The organism is Bartonella sp. AC329YNZD, assembly GCF_042196685.1.
In the GTDB taxonomy this organism is placed as follows: Bacteria; Pseudomonadota; Alphaproteobacteria; order Rhizobiales; family Rhizobiaceae; genus Bartonella.
In genome coordinates, this window is sequence record NZ_JBHIQS010000014.1 from 23,274 (window position 1) to 42,178 (window position 18,905).

General features: G+C 39.3%; 11 protein-coding genes and 2 pseudogenes. 6 read left to right on the forward strand and 7 right to left on the reverse strand.

Annotated elements, in window-relative coordinates; all coding sequences use genetic code 11:
- Positions 1-1,075: 1,075 nt before the first annotated feature.
- Positions 1,076-1,723: pseudogene (locus ACFIMW_RS07005) on the forward strand (integrase arm-type DNA-binding domain-containing protein); the annotation flags it as partial.
- A 171-nt stretch (positions 1,724-1,894) separates the two neighbouring features.
- Here ACFIMW_RS07005 and ACFIMW_RS07010 read toward each other — a convergent pair.
- The 6 genes from ACFIMW_RS07010 to ACFIMW_RS07035 all read right to left on the reverse strand — a co-directional run bounded on the left by ACFIMW_RS07010 (position 1,895) and on the right by ACFIMW_RS07035 (position 9,315).
- A complete protein-coding gene (locus tag ACFIMW_RS07010) occupies positions 1,895-2,563 on the reverse strand; it encodes a YdcF family protein (protein ID WP_375608603.1) in 669 nt (222 codons plus the stop codon).
- 3 nt (positions 2,564-2,566) lie between these two features.
- Entirely contained in the window at positions 2,567-3,520 is a 954-nt protein-coding gene (locus tag ACFIMW_RS07015) for a cell division protein FtsX (RefSeq protein WP_375606593.1), read from the reverse strand.
- Entirely contained in the window at positions 3,513-4,172 is a 660-nt protein-coding gene (gene ftsE, locus ACFIMW_RS07020; RefSeq protein ID WP_273723097.1) for a cell division ATP-binding protein FtsE, read from the reverse strand. Before ftsE ends, ACFIMW_RS07015 begins: the two co-directional genes overlap by 8 nt.
- A 532-nt stretch (positions 4,173-4,704) precedes the next feature.
- On the reverse strand, positions 4,705-6,648 hold the full coding sequence (acs, locus tag ACFIMW_RS07025) for an acetate--CoA ligase (RefSeq protein WP_375608604.1): 1,944 nt from the start codon (positions 6,646-6,648) through the stop codon (positions 4,705-4,707).
- A gap of 638 nt (positions 6,649-7,286) precedes the next feature.
- Complete coding sequence (locus tag ACFIMW_RS07030; RefSeq protein ID WP_375608605.1) at positions 7,287-7,580, reverse strand: hypothetical protein; 294 nt, start codon at positions 7,578-7,580, stop codon at positions 7,287-7,289.
- A 1,045-nt stretch (positions 7,581-8,625) separates the two neighbouring features.
- Positions 8,626-9,315, reverse strand: coding sequence for a YggS family pyridoxal phosphate-dependent enzyme (locus ACFIMW_RS07035; protein WP_375606590.1), 690 nt, complete (start codon positions 9,313-9,315; stop codon positions 8,626-8,628).
- 165 nt (positions 9,316-9,480) lie between these two features.
- Here ACFIMW_RS07035 and leuS point away from each other — a divergent pair, with 165 nt between their 5' ends.
- Together leuS and ACFIMW_RS07045 are read left to right on the forward strand one after the other, a co-directional pair.
- Positions 9,481-12,123, forward strand: a complete 2,643-nt coding sequence (leuS, locus tag ACFIMW_RS07040; protein WP_375608606.1) for a leucine--tRNA ligase — start codon at positions 9,481-9,483, stop codon at positions 12,121-12,123.
- Positions 12,110-12,706, forward strand: coding sequence for a hypothetical protein (locus ACFIMW_RS07045; protein ID WP_375606588.1), 597 nt, complete (start codon positions 12,110-12,112; stop codon positions 12,704-12,706). The genes leuS and ACFIMW_RS07045 overlap by 14 nt, the downstream gene beginning before the upstream one ends.
- On the opposite strand, the gene fsa is transcribed toward ACFIMW_RS07045, so the two are convergent.
- A complete protein-coding gene (gene fsa, locus ACFIMW_RS07050) occupies positions 12,703-13,356 on the reverse strand; it encodes a fructose-6-phosphate aldolase (protein WP_375608607.1) in 654 nt (217 codons plus the stop codon). The genes ACFIMW_RS07045 and fsa overlap by 4 nt on opposite strands.
- Before the next feature lie 475 nt (positions 13,357-13,831).
- On the opposite strand from fsa, the gene ACFIMW_RS07055 reads away from it, so the two are divergent.
- The 3 genes and pseudogenes from ACFIMW_RS07055 to ACFIMW_RS07065 all read left to right on the forward strand — a co-directional run.
- The gene (locus ACFIMW_RS07055; RefSeq protein ID WP_375606586.1) at positions 13,832-14,167 is read left to right on the forward strand and encodes a hypothetical protein; all 336 of its coding nucleotides are present in this window, start codon (positions 13,832-13,834) and stop codon (positions 14,165-14,167) included.
- 1,204 nt (positions 14,168-15,371) lie between these two features.
- A complete protein-coding gene (locus tag ACFIMW_RS07060; protein WP_375606617.1) occupies positions 15,372-17,579 on the forward strand; it encodes a primosomal protein N' in 2,208 nt (735 codons plus the stop codon).
- 129 nt (positions 17,580-17,708) lie between these two features.
- Positions 17,709-17,892: pseudogene (locus ACFIMW_RS07065) on the forward strand (hypothetical protein); the annotation flags it as partial.
- Between the last annotated feature and the right edge of the window lie 1,013 nt (positions 17,893-18,905).

Below are 18,905 nucleotides of genomic sequence, written 5' to 3' on the forward strand. Positions count from 1 at the left end.
TATGCGATAAACACACCTATGGGTTTATGTTGCTGGGAAGCTAAAACTATATTGCTTATTATGTGTATTGGCATAGCTTATTATTGGTTTTATGATAGATTTTAATTGCGTTTAGCTTCAGGCGACAAGCTTTTAACTTTTTAAATAGAGAAACATCAAAAAGCAGTTCACAAAAATAAAAATAATGAAACAAACCTCCACATTCTCGTGAATGGTACGCATTGCCTTATGTTTTTGTTCTTCACGTTCTTTAAAGGGGGTGTGTTTTCTTATGGTAAAAAGAATGCTGCAAACAGAATATACTTTATGTTGCACATTTATGCACTTATGTTAAAGAAACATCTCTTGGTGCGTTCAAAGTTCATTTCATGGTGCGCGTGTATTAAAAAGAGAGTTTTCGTTGAGAGGAAGTTCCCTAGACTGCTATAAGGTCTATTTATCCCCTCCCTCTTTAGGCTTCATGAAGTAATAAGCCAGCACCGTTACACTATTTGCCAGACTCCAATGGTAATACTGCTTAGCACTTGGGATAATTGATAAGAGGTATATTTTACATTCTTAAGTGATAAGGGCTGTTGCGATATTTCGGATATGGGTAAAGTGTATGGCTTTTTGTATTTTTTATGAAACATAAAGATGGTGGTATAAATAGATCTTATAGTGGTCTGGGGAGGATTCATTTACGAGGGCTTTTATCCTATTGGGATATCATATACAAATCAGAGCTGCGAGATAAGTTTTGGATGTGAGAGATGTTTCTTTAAAACAAGTACGTGAATGTGCCAGTATATTGAGGCATTCTACTTTGCTTTTATATTCTCAAGCTAAGGATAGTCCATATATCCCCATCAACCTGATCTTTATGGATATGACACAAAGGATATGTACAAACCACTTAAGACAAAGCATTAATTTATAATGATAATTTAGCGTTATTCAATTTGAATTAGAAAACCTAATACCGTAAAATTCTCTCATTTCAAACCTGCTTATCTTGAATCAATCAAAATTACTTGCTTGCACGTCACAAGCGGGTAGGCTATGTGGGTAAAAAATGTATAAGAAAGAATTAAAAATGGCTCTTATGAACTGTCTTAAGTGCCAAGAGTTGTTGCAACACCTACGGGCTGGCAAAGTGGTGATGGTGCCGGCTTGCTTCTTCACAAATGTACAGATGGAGGTGCACAATGGATTTACCGTTATACCATCCATGGTTGCTGTCGTGAAATGAACTTGGGGGCGTTAAGAATGTCTCTTTAAACAAGCCCGTGCAACTGTAACTGGGTGGCGCTCTGTTCTTCGCGAAGGTCGTAACCCAATTAAAGAACGTGACAAACAAAAACGTGAGGCAATAAGCAATCTCCATTATTTAAAAGATATTGCTTTAGATACTTTTAAAAATTGTAAAGCTGAATTAAAAGGAGATGGTAAAGATGGAAACTGGTTTTCACTTTGAAATTTCACATTTTACCCAAATTAGGCTGTTTGTCTTTTTCAGGAGATTATACAAACAGAGATACGCAATACCCTTGCTCCTATTTGGCATACAAAAGTTGATACAGTGCGTAACGCACTGAAACGTCTTAATATTTGTCTCAAACATGCTGCTGCCTTGGGGTTGGATGTCGATTTAAAAACAACAGAAAAAGCACGTGCTCTCTTAGGTAAACAACGCCATAAAACCTTCAATAGATCGGCTATGGATTGGAGAGATGTGCCGGCTATAAGATATTTTGCGAAGTATCAATCCTAACACAATAGGCTTTGCGCTTGCTTTGCCTTGAGGGGCAGGGCTTTTCTATAATCTTATGGAGGAAACCCGTGTGGAAGTGAAAAGACAAAACGCTATGAAGCGGCCAGAAGGTGGCAAGGTTTAAAGTCACAAGAATAAAGGTCAGAAGGCGGTTCTGATATAGACTTGCAGTGTTTTAATATATTGGAATATGAGAATGCGGGCTTGCCTGATCTGTTGTATTGTGCTTTCAGCTTTGCTCTTCTTCACAGGATAAGCAATGAAATGGATATCAGGCATGAGATATTTAAGTTCACGCATCGAGCGCCACACATGGTAATCATGGGTGACGATATAAAGGGTTTTATAGTGATGCTTTTTGATCCAAGCGGCGCTTTCTTCGGCGTTTCCTCTGGTGTTAATCGCTTGATGCCCAATGTCAATACAACAGGAGATAAGCCGTGGGGTAATATGCATGTTATGCATGAAACTCTTCAGGTTGGTTGTGGTGTTTACACCACTGATGAGGAGTCGTGAACCAAGCCCCTTTTGTAAGAGATGAAGTCCTGTCTCTATTCGGTTTTCTCCGCCTGTAAGCACGATAATGGCATCCGCTTTGGGGAGAGGCGTTGGGGGGACAAGTCGTTCGGTTTTTTCAGAAAAAATAATAAAACCGCCCCAGAAAATGAAAACAGTGATTGCAAGAGTAAGGGTTGTTGGTGGAAAATAGCGAAATAAAAGCCATGGAGACCAACTATTATAGTGGGGCCGTTTTGGAAGAGGACGTTCTAAATTGTTTTGCGTCAATAAGTTGAAAGTGTTGTGAGTCATAAATTAAAATAAACCGTTTTCACATTGATCGATTTTTTTCAGTTGCGCTAAAATAGTCATGCGATTTGTAAGGGTGGTGAGAAAAGAAACGAAAATAATAAGCAGAGTGATTTTGCCATAAGGAACGGAACTTATGGAAATATGTCCTAATAAAGCCGTTATTTGGCTGGCTTCTGCTCTTCCCAAGTTATAATTTGTCCAGAGACAAAAGGCTGAAAACAGAAAGATGCTTGTGAAACCACCATATAAAGCACCGCGCAGTGCCGTTTTAAAAAAATGCCAATCAAATTGACGCGCAATGAAAAGGGTTTCAGTGCCAAGAAAATATAGCACATTAATAATATGGGTATTTTCTGCCAATGCATTGCGGGTGGCAAAAATGATGGTGAGGATTAGAGAGCCTAGAACCAATGCTAAAATTGAAAAACCGATAAAAACCGTGGTGTATGCCATGGTCGCAAAACGATGGACCCAAACACGGTGATCATCAAATTGACCGCCTGGAATTTGAGTTTTAATGGCATGATTGATGGCAGCAAAATTGATTTTTTCATCTCTTTTCAGAGTCACAATGATGAGGCGGGGAAGGGGAAGTTCATTGATATTGAAGCCTGTTCCAAGCCATGGCTCTAGTAATTTTTCTGTAGCTTTTTGGTCAACAATTTTTGCATCTTGTACACCAGAAAATGTTTTAACCAATTGTACGGCATCACGGAGTGCTTTGTTGATATCAACATTGTCAACGGGGCGTATTTGTATTGTTGCTTCATAGCTAATCTGATTACTCCAATTTTGGGCGGCATGTTGGACTAAATCAACACCGATTAAGGTGAGACTTGAGAGAAATGTCATAATTGCAATCACTGCAACCAGCGCTTTTCCAGAAATATTGCTACTGGGAATAATCGCTGTTGTGTTTTTTTTATTACTTGTAAAAATGGGGAAAGACTTATTCATGAATCGTCATCCGTCCATTATGGAGAAGCATACGCCGTGCTGCAACTTGTTCCATTAAGGCAATATCATGGGTGGCAATGATAACAGCTGTTCCAAAACGATTTAATTCAATAAACAAACGGAGTAGGCGTTTTGCCAAGGGGGGATCGACATTTCCTGTTGGTTCATCCGCAAGGAGGATTTCAGGCTGGTCAATGAGCGCGCGTGCAATGGCTACCCTTTGTTTTTCTCCGCCGGAAAGAACCGGTGGTAAAACATGAATGTGATCTCCCAGACCTACCCAACAGAGAAGATCTTCCACTTCACTGCGATAGGTTGCTTCTTCTTGTCCTTTTATGCGTAAAGGCAAGGAAACATTTTCATAAGTGGTCATGTGATCAAGGAGACGAAAATCTTGAAAAACTACACCGATACGTTGTCGTAGCGCAGGGAGCTCTTGTCGTTTGAGCAATGCTGTGTCTGTTCCAAAGAGATCAATATGACCGCGGGTGGGTTTGAGTGCCAAAAACATAAGACGCATCAGCGACGTTTTCCCTGCTCCAGAGGCACCTGTGAGAAATTGAAATGATCCAGGAGGAATATGAAAGCTAATATCACGAAGGACCTCAGGGCCCATTCCATAGCGTAGGCCGACATTTTCAAAATGAATCACTTTTTATTATTACTCCTGATTTTATATTGCATCATTTATTCTAAGAACTCTTACTTTCATTGCTTTAGATTTTTGTTGTAAGCTTGCTTATTTTAGATTTCATGGTTTTCAATATTTTTTATACACCCTCGTTATAGATAAATATTTTTGCTCAAGAATATTATCACTTATACTTTCTTTTTTTAGCTTTGTTTATGATTTTAGCAGGAATTTCAAAGTGATTCTAGCATAAACATCAGAACTATTTTTCCTTCTTACTCAGAGGTTTTTTTGCACTGAGTGGACATTGGGTGATTTTAAAAAGCTATATTGCTCTTTTTATCTTACTTTCTTATTCTTGTTCGTATCCCAATCCTGAGGTTTTGGCTTAAATTATTTCTTACCTCTCATGAAGAAAAGCGTTTGTTGTTAGAATGATTGAGCTTTTCATGAATTGTTTTGTTTTTTATTATCCTCGGTGGTTTTCGTAATAATGCTGAGATAATTTTAGCAAAAAACAAAAACCACCGTATGTTGTATTTCGTCGTGTTTTTTAGTTTTGTCGGTTGGCAATCAGATCTTCAACAACTTGTGGTTCGGCAAGGGTTGAAATATCTCCGAGAGTATCAAAATCGTTTTCAGCGATTTTTCGTAAAATACGTCTCATAATTTTCCCTGATCGTGTTTTGGGAAGCTGCGGAGCAAACTGAATTTTATCCAATATGGCAATAGAACCTATTTCTTGTCTCACATGGTTGATAAGGTCTTTTTGCAATTCTTCACTTGGCGCTGTTCCTTCCATGAGGGTCACAAAACTATAAATTCCTTGTCCTTTAATGGGATGCGGGTAACCCACAATAGCTGCTTCTGATACAGAGGGATGAGAAACAAGGGCTGATTCAATTTCAGCGGTTCCTAACCTGTGCCCCGAGACATTGAGTATGTCATCAACCCGTCCTGTGATCCAATAATAGCCGTCACTATCGCGCTTACAGCTATCGCCTGAAAAATATTTTCCTTTATAGGAGGAAAAATAAGTTTGAATAAAGCGTTCATGATTCTTATAAAGTGTGCGCATTTGTCCGGGCCATGAATCACTGATACAAAGATTGCCTTCTGCTTCACCTTCTAAAACATTGCCTTGGGCATCAACAATTTGGGGTTGAACACCAAAGAAAGGACGTGTGGCCGATCCTGCTTTGAGGGGGGTTGCACCGGGCAGGGGCGTGATCATATGCCCCCCTGTTTCTGTTTGCCACCATGTATCGAGAATCGGACAACGGTCATTTCCAATTATATGATAAAACCATTCCCATGCTTCTGGGTTAATAGGTTCTCCTACTGTGCCTAAAAGACGCAACGATGTTCTGTCTGAGTGTTCAACAAACGAATTTCCTGCTCCCATTAAGGCGCGGATAGCTGTTGGTGCGGTATAGAGTGTATTGACTTGATGCTTGTCGACAATTTCCCAGAATCTGCCTTTGTCAGGAAAGGTTGGTGTGCCTTCAAACATTAAAGTGGTCGCACCATTGCATAAAGGTCCATAAACCAAGTAAGAATGACCGGTTATCCAACCAATATCAGCTGTGCACCAGTAAACTTCATCGGGGTGGTAATCAAAAACATATTGGTGAGTTATCGAGGCAAAAATAAGATAGCCTGCTGTGGTATGCAAAACACCTTTGGGTTTGCCGGTTGAGCCTGAAGTATAAAGAATAAAAAGTGGATCTTCAGCATTCATGGGTTCTGCTGGACAGTCTCTTTGGGTATGAGCTATCTCTTCGTGGTACCAAAAATCACGCCCCTCTACCCATTGAATGGGGCCACAAGTTCGCCGTATAACCATGACTTGGTCCACATGCACATTTTGGCGCGCGGCTATCTCAATGGCATGGTCAACGTTGTCTTTTAAGTTAATCCGTTTGCCGCCACGCAAGCCGTGATCAGCGGTAATCATAAAGGTTGATTCACAGTCAACAAGGCGTCCTGCTATTGCTTCAGCAGAAAAGCCTGCAAAGATAACCGAATGAATGGCTCCAATGCGGGCGCAGGCAAGCATGGCATAGGCTGCTTCGGGTATCATGGGGAGATAAATGGTTACTTTATCGCCTTTCTTAATGCCACGACTTTTCAAAAGATTAGCAAAACGACAAACATGTTCATAAAGCTCGTTATAGGTTATTTTTTTATCATGATAAGGATTATCCCCTTCCCAAATGAGCGCGATTTTGTCTCCATGGGTTTTCAGGTGGCGATCAATGCAATTATAAGCTACATTTGTTATCCCATCTTCATACCATTGAATCGATACATCTCCGTTAAAAGAAGTGTTTTTTACTTTTGTAAAAGCTTTAAACCATTCAATGCGTTGACCATGTTTTGCCCAGAAGCTTTCTGGATCATCGATGCTTTCTCGATACCATTGTTGATAAGTTTCCTCATCGAGTAAAGTATTTTTTTTGATCTCTTCTGATATTGGATAAATTTTTTCGGTCATGTTTCCCTCATTTTATTGTTTAGAAAAATCTGCCTCTGTATTTTTGTATGGTTATATTTTGGCAGAGTTTTCCCAAAAGCTTTTCATTATGAGGTTAGACTAAATGACAAAGATTAGAATAGTCAATTTTTAAATCTGATACGTTTGTCTTTAAGAGAGTATTTTATGCTTTTAGGATATTCAAATATGGCAAAGGCTATTGCGGTATAGAGCTTTTTATAAAAGCATAAAGATATTAAAAACATACCCCTATAAAGGAGAGGGAATGAGAATGCTTTTTAAAAGAATAAATTTACTAAATATTAATATAAACCAAAATATCTACATAAACTATCAAAAATAATGAACATAATTACTGTATATAATGTTGTTTTTATAGCTACTTTCCAACTGTAACCACCAATTTTTTAAAACCAATAGCATATATAGGGATGAATACAAAGAGAATGCAAAACAGCCTTATGATTTCGTAACGAATATTCATTATAAAAAACCCTGATTATAAGAGGTGATCCACAATAGATATCCCTGAAAAATATTTTATCCAAAGATGTAGATATTTAACTTTGGTATATTCTTTCAAATATATTTACAAAACTACTAATTTCAGAGATATCTTTGTTGCTATTCTCTATAAATTAGAACCGACAATTCCAAGCTGATTGTCCAAAGCCGTAAAGAGCACCTCCAATGAGTCCCCCTCCAAAACCTACAACTCCACCTGTAAGAGCACCTTGTAGTCTTCCAAACAGATACCCTCCTGCTGCACCTGTTAGTTCTCCCTCAGTTGCTAGTTGAGTGGAGTGTGAAAACATGTCATTAGCAAAACCACTAACGCTACATGCATTTCCATGAATAGGTCTTGAATTGTGCGAATGACCAAAAGAAGGCTTTGTCGCTATATGACCGAATGTGTTGAATGAACCAAACATATTAATTCTTCTTAATTATCTACATTAAAAGTAGTATCAAAATGATACATTTTAAATGGCTATCGCGTATTTTTAGAGAAATGTCAAAGATAAATTTTAAAAATGTAAATAAAAATACTGTATAAATAATAACTATAATATGTATACATGAAATATTCCCTGTTTTTCCTTAATTAAAGTTTAAAATCAGAAAAATTGCGCATATGAAAAGTTGAAGTTTTTCTATTTGTTTACGAGAAATATAAAGAGATATCGTTATTGAAATCTGCTTTGTTGCTATTGTTTTTCTTGCATGTATTATGCGCACATGCGTGGGATTCGTTCTTTTATTTTTCAGGCGGATATTGACCGTATTTTACGCTTTGTAAAGCATAGAAAGTCTCTATGCTATCGTTGACCTTATAGATTGCTATCATGTTGTTTAGCGCGGTTCTTGGTGCTCTATTGGGTATTTGAGATGTTTATTTTGCTCAAGTGGCTTACATGAAAGAGTTTTGTTACTGTATTATGCAGCCATAAGCTTTTTTTATCTACTTTACACCATTGGCATATGGGGAAATTGTGCGCGCGTGTTGGGGAAGTTAAGAGAATTCGTGGTTTTTAATGGAGATCATTGCGATGATCTTATTAAATATTCTTTTGTAATTATTTATTTCGCGAAAGTTTTTTCATTCATGCGCAACGCCCCTCTTATCATTTTGCCTTTATATAAGGATTTATTTTTTACGTTGCTTTTGCTGGAGAGGCGGTCAGAGGGGAGTAAAGTAGAGCTAATGTGCGAGAATATGAGAGCCAAATTGTAACGCTATCTTGAAGCTATTGTATGTGTTGTGGATGTGCCGGTAAGAAATTTGAGAAGACCAGCTTTTTTGCTTATTTTGCTAACAGGATGAAAGAGGGACTGGAATCTTTTTTGCTAGAATTGCTCTTTTATTGATATTGAAGGAAATATTTTTTCTCATTTCTGCTGTTTTGGGCTTGTTCGTAAAATTTTCAATGGGAATTTATATGAAGGGGGAATGAATTTATATGAGAGGGAATTGCTTTACACAGGGCGTTTTCCAAATAAAGCAGAGCCAATGCGAAGGACGTTAGAGTCAAACTGTAGAGCGGTTTTGAAGTCACTGGACATACCCATGGAAAGCTTTGGAAGACCTGCTTGTTTTGCTAATTTTGCTAAGAGCGCGAAATAGGGGCCGGGGTTTTCATCGACAGGGGGAATGCCCATAAGTCCGATGATATCAAGTCCATAGTTGTTTTTGCATTGGTTGACAAAAGATATAGCTTCTTGTGGTGCGATACCACTTTTTTGCGGTTCTAAGCCAATGTTAACCTGAACATAGCAGGGAAGATGCCTTTTTTGCTTTTGCATTTCCTCCATCAAAACTTTGGCTATTTTTGCACGATCAACCGTTTGAATGACATCAAAAATCTTTACAGCTTCAGCAGCTTTATTGGACTGTAGGGGGCCGATGAGATGAAGTTTAATATTTTCAAATTGTTGACGTAAAGCAGGCCATTTTTGTGCTGCTTCTTGTACACGGTTTTCTGCAAACAAAGATTGTCCTGCTTGCAAAAGGGGTCGTATATCAATAGCAGAAACAGTTTTTGAAACAGCGATAAGTTCAATTTCTTCTACAGGGCGTTGTAACTCTTGGCATATTGCTGCAATATCTTTTTGAAGGTTTTGCCATGATTCAATGGAAGGGGCATCAAGGGGAGTTTGTATCTTCATATGTTTGTGCTTTATCGTTGTTGTTCAAGAGTTGGTCGTTTTTTTTAAAGTTTTATAAAATACTTAGGGAAATATTTCACGAAAATGTTGACGATGAGGTTAATCCATGATCAAGCATAATAAAACAAGTTTTTGGTTCTGTTTTATTAAAAGAGTATAATGGGAATGACGATTGAGCATTATAAGATAGGCGAACGCTATAATCCACGTGCGAGAGAAAAAAAATGGCAAGAAATTTGGGATGAAAAGAAAATTTTTCAGACTGTCCAAGAAGATGCTCGTGAAAAATATTATGTTTTAGAGATGTTTCCTTACCCTTCTGGCCGTATTCACATGGGGCATGTGCGCAATTATGCCATGGGAGATGTGGTTGCACGCTATAAACGCGCAAAGGGGTTTAATGTGCTTCATCCCATGGGGTGGGACGCTTTTGGGATGCCGGCTGAAAATGCTGCTATGCAAAATAAAGTGCATCCTAAAACTTGGACTTATCAAAATATTGCGGTCATGCGCGGGCAATTAAAACAATTAGGGCTCTCACTCGATTGGGCGCGTGAATTTGCAACTTGTGATGTGGAATATTACCACCGCCAACAAATGTTGTTCCTTGATTTCTATCAAAAGGGGTTGGTAGCACGTAAAGTGGCTAAGGTGAATTGGGACCCTGTTGATCATACTGTTTTGGCCAATGAACAGGTTGTTGATGGACGGGGATGGCGTTCTGGTGCGTTGGTGGAACAACGTGAGTTGACCCAGTGGTTTTTCAAAATTAGCGACTTTAGTGAAGATCTCTTGGCTGGGCTTGAAGAGCTGAACCAATGGCCTGAAAAAGTTCGCACCATGCAAAAAAATTGGATTGGAAAATCACAAGGTTTGCTGATTCGTTGGGCTTTAAAGTCGACAGGTGATGCTGATGATGTTTGTGAAAAATTTGATGAGGTTGTTTGTTATTCAACGCGCCCTGATACACTTTTTGGTGCTTCCTTTTTAGCGCTGTCTGTTGATCATCCTATTGCACGAGCTTTGGCAAAAAAAGACAAAGCGTTGAGTGATTTTATTGAAAATTGTCGGTGTGGTGGAACGACAACGGCAGCTCTTGAAACAGCTGAAAAACAAGGGTTTCTCACGCCCCTTTTGGCTGTTCATCCTTTCGATTCAACGGTGCATATTCCCGTTTATATCGCTAATTTTGTGCTTATGGACTATGGAACAGGGGTTGTTTTTGGTTGTCCTGCTCATGATCAGAGAGATTTCGATTTTGCGTGTAAATATGACCTTCCAATAAAACCGGTGGTTTTGCCTTTAGGAGTTGAGAAAGAAGATTTTGTCACACCTGAAGCGCCTTATGTTGGTGATGGGGTGATGATTAATTCTAGATTTTTGGATGGTTTAACACCCCAACAAGCCTTTGAAGAAGCAGCCAAAAGGCTTGAGAAACAAATGTTCAATGGGCAACCGCAAGGGAAGAAAACAGTGCAATTTCGTTTGCGTGATTGGGGGATTTCGCGGCAACGTTATTGGGGGTGCCCCATTCCCATGATCCATTGTACATCTTGTGGGGTTGTCCCTGTTCCGCGTGCTGATTTGCCGGTTGTATTACCTGATGATATTACTTTTGATCAACCGGGTAACCCTCTTGCGCGGCATGAAACATGGCAGAATGTTGCTTGCCCGATCTGTGGTCAACCTGCCAAACGTGAAACCGATACCATGGATACATTTGTTGACTCTTCTTGGTATTATGCACGCTTTACGGCTCCTTTTGCATCAGAACCGGTTGACAAACACGCAACCGCTGAATGGTTGCCTGTGCAACAATATATTGGTGGAATTGAGCACGCGATTTTGCATCTTCTTTATGCGCGCTTTTTTATGCGTGCCATGAAATTGTTAGGTTATGTGACGGTTGATGAGCCTTTTAAGGGGCTTTTTACGCAAGGGATGGTGGTGCATGAAACCTATAGGGATGAACAGGGTTGGGTTTCTCCAGCAGAAATTTCGATTGTTGAAAAAGATGGAAAGCGTCAGGCTTATAAATTAACCGATCAAAGTGAAGTGACGATTGGTTTGATTGAGAAGATGTCTAAATCAAAAAAGAATGTTGTTGATCCTGACGATATTATTGCATCTTATGGTGCTGATACTGTGCGCTGGTTTGTGTTGTCAGATTCTCCCCCCGAGCGGGATGTTATCTGGACAGAATCTGGTGTTGAAGGGGCTCATCGCTTTGTCCAGCGTGTTTGGCGCCATGTGGCTTTGAGTGCTTCTGTTTTAAAGGATATATCCCCTTGTGCAGGGCATCAGGGAGCGGCTTTGGAACTCTCAAAAGCAGCCCATCGTACGCTCCATGCTGTAGAAGATGATTTGGAAAAATTCGCTTTTAATCGGGCTATTGCACGCCTTTATGAATTCTTGAATATTATGGCACCGTTGTTAAATAGGATAGAAAGTGTTGACGATGAAATGAAAGCTTCTTTACGTCAAGCTATGGATTTTTTTCTTGCCATGATTGCACCAATGATGCCTCATTTAGCAGAGGAATGTCATGCGGCTTTAGGGGAAGAGACTTTAATGTCTACGCTTGCTTGGCCTGTTTATGATCCTGCATTAATCGTTGAAGAAAGCTATACTTTGCCGGTGCAAATTAATGGTAAAAAACGTGGTGAGGTGACTGTTGCAGCAACAGCGAGTGAGACGATGATTAAAGAAGCGGTTTTAGCTTTAGATTTCGTACAGGCGCAGCTGATTGAAAAGCCTATGAAAAAAATCATTGTTGTTCCAAAAAGGATTGTGAATGTCGTTCTTTAAAAGTTTTCTGCTTGTCGTTTTAGCTGGTGTATTCACACTGTTGTGTGGATGCAAAGTTGAGCCGCTTTACCGTCAGGAGTCGCAGAGTTCAATGGCGATGAATTCTGCTTCTTATGGGAATTCTTCTTCTGGGCAAGCTTCTTTGGGGCTTGCGCAAAAGCTCGCCTCTATTGTTGTGGAAGAACCTTCAGATCGTTTTGGTCAAATGGTGCGCAATCATTTACTGTTTCTTTTGTATGGGAATGGGGGTAAATCTTCTCTACCGGCTTATCGATTAGCATTGCAGACATCCGTATTTACAAGAGAATCGATGCAGATAGAGGTTGATTATGATAGAAAGAGAGAGGGACGACCTTCTGTTGGAACTGTTATGAGCAGAGCTTCTTATACTTTGCAGGATATGAAAAATATGCCTGTTGCAAAAGGAACAGCAATGATGAATGCATCTTTTGAACGCCTTCGTCAAGAATATGCAACGCTGCAAGCAGAAGAAGATGCAAAAAAACGTGTCGCGGAAGAGTTGGCTGAACAGATCTTTTTGTTACTTTCAAAAGATCTTTCCAATAAAATTTCTAGCCATTAAACAATATTTTGTCCTGTTTTTTTCCAGTCGTCGAGGAATATTTGCAATCCTTTATCGGTGAGAGGATGTTTGACCAGGGCTTTTAAGACTGTTGGTGGAACTGTTGCAACGTCAGCACCGCTTAGTGCTGCTTCTTTGACATGATTAACGGTGCGGATTGAAGCGGCTAAGATTTGTGTTTCAAAGTTATAGTTATCATAAATTGTGCGTATTTCATGAAGCAGTTCACTTCCATTATTTCCGCAATCATCAAGTCTCCCAATAAAAGGTGAAACGAATGTCGCGCCTGCTTTTGCTGCTAATAAGGCTTGATTGGCAGAAAAACAAAGGGTGAGATTTGTTTTTAGTCCTGCTGCTGTGAGGGCTTTACAGGCTTTTAATCCATCAAGTGTTAAAGGAAGCTTGATACAAATATTGTCGGCAATCTTTGCTAAAACAGCCGCTTCTTTCATCATGTCTTCAAATTGAGTTGCTGCAACTTCAGCAGAAACAGGTCCGCTAACGAGAGCACAAATTTCTTTTGTAACATCAAGAATATTGCGTCCTGATTTTAGGATAAGAGAGGGATTGGTGGTAACACCATCAACAAGGCTTAAATTCTGTAACTCTTGAATTTCTTCAATATTGGCGCTATCCACAAAAAACTTCATATCTAACCTCTTCTTTTTAGCTTTTATCCTATTTTTTGTTATGCGCTATTGTTGACGGCAAAAGCAAGAGAAAGAATTAATATCTGTGTAAAGAACAAGAATGCTATGATGTTAATCATATACTCGTTTTCGGTAAAGAAATACGATTTATCGTTTTCACACCCATTTCATAGCGTTGCTCGTAATAAGGTATAGAATTCATTGCGTACCAACATTTTTGTGTATTGGCATCTTTGCGTAGCGGTATTTTTATGAAAATAAGCTAACATTATCACACACTTTGCTCACTTCCTATTTGCGATTGCTCTTGATATTTGAGTGTGCATCATAAGATATCTTCGGTACGTTTAACCTTATTTTTGATGAAAGCGAATGGATTCATTGTGTCGTAATAAAACACCATTGAAGAAGGCATGTAAAATTTTACGCATGAAGTATTTATATGGTCAACATATTTATTTATAATGATAAATAATTGTTTAACTTGAATTATAACGCCAAAGACAGAAAGATTTTCTCATCACGTATTTTGCTTTATATTGAATCAATTAAAATCACTTGTTTGCACGTCATAAGAGGGGCAGGAATGTGGGGAATAAGTATTTCAGAAAGTACTCAAGATGCTTCTTATGAATTGTTTCAAGTGCTAAGGGGGGGCAACATTCATGAGCTGGCAAGGTATGTGATGGTGCTGGTTTACTCCTTTGTGAAGCGTAAAGATGGTGGTGATCAGTGGATTTATCATTATACCATTCATGGTTTGCGTTGCGAAAAGGGCGTGGATTTGTATGAGAGTTTGATAAATATTTAGAGAAAGGAGCTGTATCTTATAAATTAGCTTACTTTAGGAGGGAGATATGAATCACATAAAGAAGTTGTAAGTCCGTTTAGGAAGCAGGATTATTTACAAAACATTATGTACAGGACATTATTTATAGATCGGCGGGGTTAAGAATCTTCATTTTTGAAATGTGGCGAGGACCCTCAATGACTTATAATCATTGGAAGTTCCATAAGAAGATGAGAAAAATGGGCTAAAATAGCGTTTAATGTCTTAAAAATTTCATTGGAAAGATCTTTTGACAATAAAAATCTGTATAAACAATTTTTTAACCCTATACTTTTGTACTGCATTGCATTGATTCATAAAGATAATTCACTTTTTGTATGTTGAATGAGAACCCCGAAAATCGTAGATTCTCTCGTTCTAAACCTGTTTTATGTTGAATCAATAAAAATCATTTTCTTGCGGGTGATAAACGGGAAAAGCCGTGGAGAGTGAAACTGTCCAAAAAAGAAGAGAAAATACCTTTTATGAATCATTTTAAGTGCCAAGGGGCTTGTTGGCAACATCCACGAGCTGGTAAGGTGTGTGTTGGTACTGGCTTATTGCTTGTATTGTTGTTGCGTAGTTTCAACTAGGTTGAAAAATGTACGCATTGTTTCCACGCTTTGGCATGAAGCAAGACAAATATTGCCAAGACAAATATTGCGATGGTTTTGCGCACTATTATCCCACCGGTACTCAAAAACATGGCGTACTCTCTCTCATTAATAAAGATTTACAAATGTTCCTCGATGGGTTTGAAATGAGAAAAATTTATCGTATTGAGGGGTTCTCATTCAACATACAAAAAGTGAATTATCTTTATGAATCAGTTTATTGAGGATTAAATTGAAACATGAGGCGCAAAAAAAATAAAAGTTTTTGTGTTAAGAATAAGTTGCACTATGGGATAGTGTTGTGGAGGGGTATACTTACGATATCATGTTGAATGTTTATAGTAGATGGGCTTTATTTGCACTGGAGAATGGCGCTGGTTTTTTTGCTATAGAGGATGAGATTGGTTTTTTGTTGGTGCTTTGATGATGGAATGAGTGTTTAAAAGAATTTTTGTGAGAAAAGTGCTGTGATAGGGGGGAAAGATTGAATCCTGCAATGAATTTTAATTAAGAGTATTTAAAGATAGGTATAGACCTGTTGGTGCTTGAGGGGTTGTAGATTGGTTAAAAAGATGAATTCAAACATGATGGAGGAAAAGATTGTATCCGTATTGGTTCCTCTTCCTGTTGCTCACCCTTATAGTTATAAAGTTCCATCTTCTATGGAGGTAAACGTTGGGTCTTTTGTTCGGGTTCCGGTGATGGGGCGTGAACTTTGCGGTTTTGTTGTGGACGTTGAAGAAAAGAGAGCCGATGGGCAAGGGGCTGCACCTGTGGCGCGTGAAAAATTACGCTTTCTTCTTCATGTTTTTGATTGCCCCCCATTAAAGGCAGAAATGATCACATTTTTGCGTTTTGTTAGTCGCTATACAATGGCACCTTTTGGTCTTGTTGCACGATTGGTTTTGTCTGTACCGGCTGCTTTAGAGCCGGAAGCGCAGATGCTGGGTTTGCGATATTGTGGTGGCAATGTAGAACGTCTCACACCAGCGCGATCACGGATTTTGGAATTGGTGCGTGATGAGAAGATATGGACACGTTCTGGTCTGGCACATGCGGCTGGAACTTCGGTTTCTGTTGTTGAAGGTTTAAAAGCTCTAGGAGTTTTCGAAGATGTTATGGTTCCTGCTCCTGACCTTGTGGAAATGCCTGATCCTGATTTTTGTCCTCCTCAGTTGCAGGGAGCGCAAAATGAAGCAGCAACAGTATTGCGGGAAGGTGTTTTATCTTCTCAGTTTCAAGTTTTTTTGCTTGATGGTGTGACTGGATCTGGAAAGACAGAAGTTTATTTTGAAGCGGTTTCTCAAGCCTTCAAAGGCGATAAGCAGGTTTTAATTTTATTGCCGGAAATTGCTTTAACTCAGCAGTTTTTAGATCGTTTTTATGCGCGCTTTGGCGCTGCGGCAGCAGAATGGCATTCTGATTTGACGCCACGTCGTAGAGAACGCGTCTGGCGGCAAGTCGCAGAAGGGCGGGTGCGTGTTGTGGCTGGGGCTCGTTCGGCGCTTTTTCTTCCCTTTCCTAAGCTTGGCTTGATTGTTGTCGATGAAGAACATGATAGCGCTTATAAACAAGAAGAGCGCATTTTTTATCATGCGCGTGATATGGCAGTTGCTCGGGGCTCTTTTGAGCATTTTCCTGTTATTTTATCCTCAGCCACACCGTCGATTGAAAGCCAAGCCAATGTTTTAAAGGGGCGTTATCAAAAGGTGCATTTACCATCCCGTTTTAAAGAAGTCGCACTTCCACAGTTGCGGGTGGTTGATATGCGTCAAGGAGGGGTGCAAAAGGGGCGCTTTATTTCCTTTGCTCTTGAAAGAGCTTTAAAACAAACGCTTGATAAGGGTGAACAAGCTCTTCTTTTTCTTAATCGCCGTGGTTATGCACCTTTAACTTTATGCCGAATTTGCGGACATCGTTTTCATTGTAACGATTGTTCAAGTTGGTTGGTAGAACATCGCGCGCAAGGGCAACTGAAATGTCATCATTGTGGATATCATGAACCACTTCCTGAAGCCTGTCCTGAATGCGGAACCTTAGATCATCTTGTGGCTTGCGGACCGGGTGTGGAAAGAATTGCCGAAGAAACACAGATGCTTTTTCCTCAAGCGCGATCATTGATTCTTTCAACAGATCTTAAAGGGGGAATTGGGCAGTTGCGAAGCGAATTGCAAGCCATTGCCAATGGCGATGTGGACATTATTATTGGAACACAGCTGGTCGCTAAAGGACATCATTTTCCCAAGCTCTCTCTGGTTGGTGTTATTGATGCTGATCTTGGTCTTGCCAATGGCGATTTACGCGCAAGTGAACGTACCTATCAGCTGCTTTCTCAAGTTACCGGAAGAGCAGGGCGTGTGGGATTGAAGAGTTTAGGATTATTGCAAACCTATCAACCAGATCATCCGGTCATCAAAGCCTTACTTGCATGCCAGCCAGAAGATTTTTACACACGTGAGATTGCAGCACGTCAGCATTATCATTTGCCCCCCTATGGGCGGCTTGCCTCTTTGATTGTGTCGGCACAACAGCGCCAAGCAGCAGAACATTATGCGCGCGCATTGCGTCAAGCAGCACCACGGGAAAAAAATATCTCTGTTATGGGACCAGCAGAAGCGCCTTTGGCTTTGGTTCGGGGGCGTTATCGTTTTCGGCTTTTGCTGAAAGGACAGCGCTCTTTTGATATACAAGGGTTTATACGTGTAATGCTTAGTAGTATACCCAAAATGCCCAGTTCCGTTCGGGTTCAAATTGATATTGATCCGCAAAGCTTTTTCTAAAACCAGTATCGCATAAAGCGAAGGTCTTTTTGCTTAAGGTGCTTTACTTGAACTCTTCTTATTATTCAGAATAAGCATCCAAGCAGCAAAATATGATATATGTACATTGCATTAAGCAGCGCCACGGGAAAAAATATCTCTGTTATGGGACCAGCAGAAGCGCCTTTGGCTTTAGTTTTGGGGCGTTATCGTTTTCAGTTTTTGCTGCTTTTTTTATTTTAGGGGCAATATTCTTTGTATAAGGGGGCAATGCTTAGCGGTATACTCCAAAATGCTCAGTTCTATTCTGGTTCAAATTGATATCGATCCATAAAGCTTTTTCTAAAGTCTGCGCAATATTAAAATGAAGGGTGTGGATTTAAGAAGATCGTGTTTTTGATGTTGTTTGACAGTCAAATCTCATACAGCAGCATGTAACAGAAAATAAAATGTTTTTGTACTGTACGAGTCGTTTTGATGTTATACCCAATTAGAGTGAAAAATATTATATCTGCTTTATTTATCTTTGATGAGAACACAGATTCATTTTGGAGCGTAAAGGTAAAAATGAGCGTCTATCGTTACCATCTTTTTATTTGATTTTATCGTTTTTAAAAGCGTTCATAGCAATATTTTTTATCATGGAGCTGTTCCAGTTCTTCACGCTTTTATTACCCTCATTTTTTAATGGGGTTGCGTTTTTCATGCAAAGCAGAGAAACCAAAACAGAATATTATTGTATTGTTACATTTCTTGTTTAAGTAAATGTTTCTCAGTACGCTCGAATTCATTTTACGATGTTATCCGTGAATAATATAATGTAAGGGCTTTCATGAATGCAGAAGCCGTTAGGGAGTGCCACCTTTATTTTATAAAGTACTGGTTGGCACCATTATATTATTTTAGCTCTTAATCTTACGAAAGCTCTTGGTCCTTGAGAGCGTTTATAAGAGATGTTTTTTCTTTAATCATTTTATCCATCTTCCTTACTTGTAATGGAGCAAGAGAATGATTTTGATCAAAGGATTTGAAATGAGAGAATCTTACGATGTTGGGGTCAGTATGAAGAAAGAAGCATTATCATTATAAATCAATGCATTGTATATTTAAGTTGTATATTTAAAAAGTGTTTTTAAAAGGAAATAATTTGGTGAAATGTTTTCAGAAGCGTGGGTATTTGAAGAAAAAAGATCAAATTTTTCTTAATTTTAAGAAGGATATCCGTTATTTTTCTTGCTTATGAATTTGAAATAACACATTTTTTCAGTCGCAGTCGCAGTCGCAGTCGCAGTCGCAGTCGCAGTCGCAGTCGCAGTCGCAGTCGCAGTCGCAGTCGCAGTCGCAGTC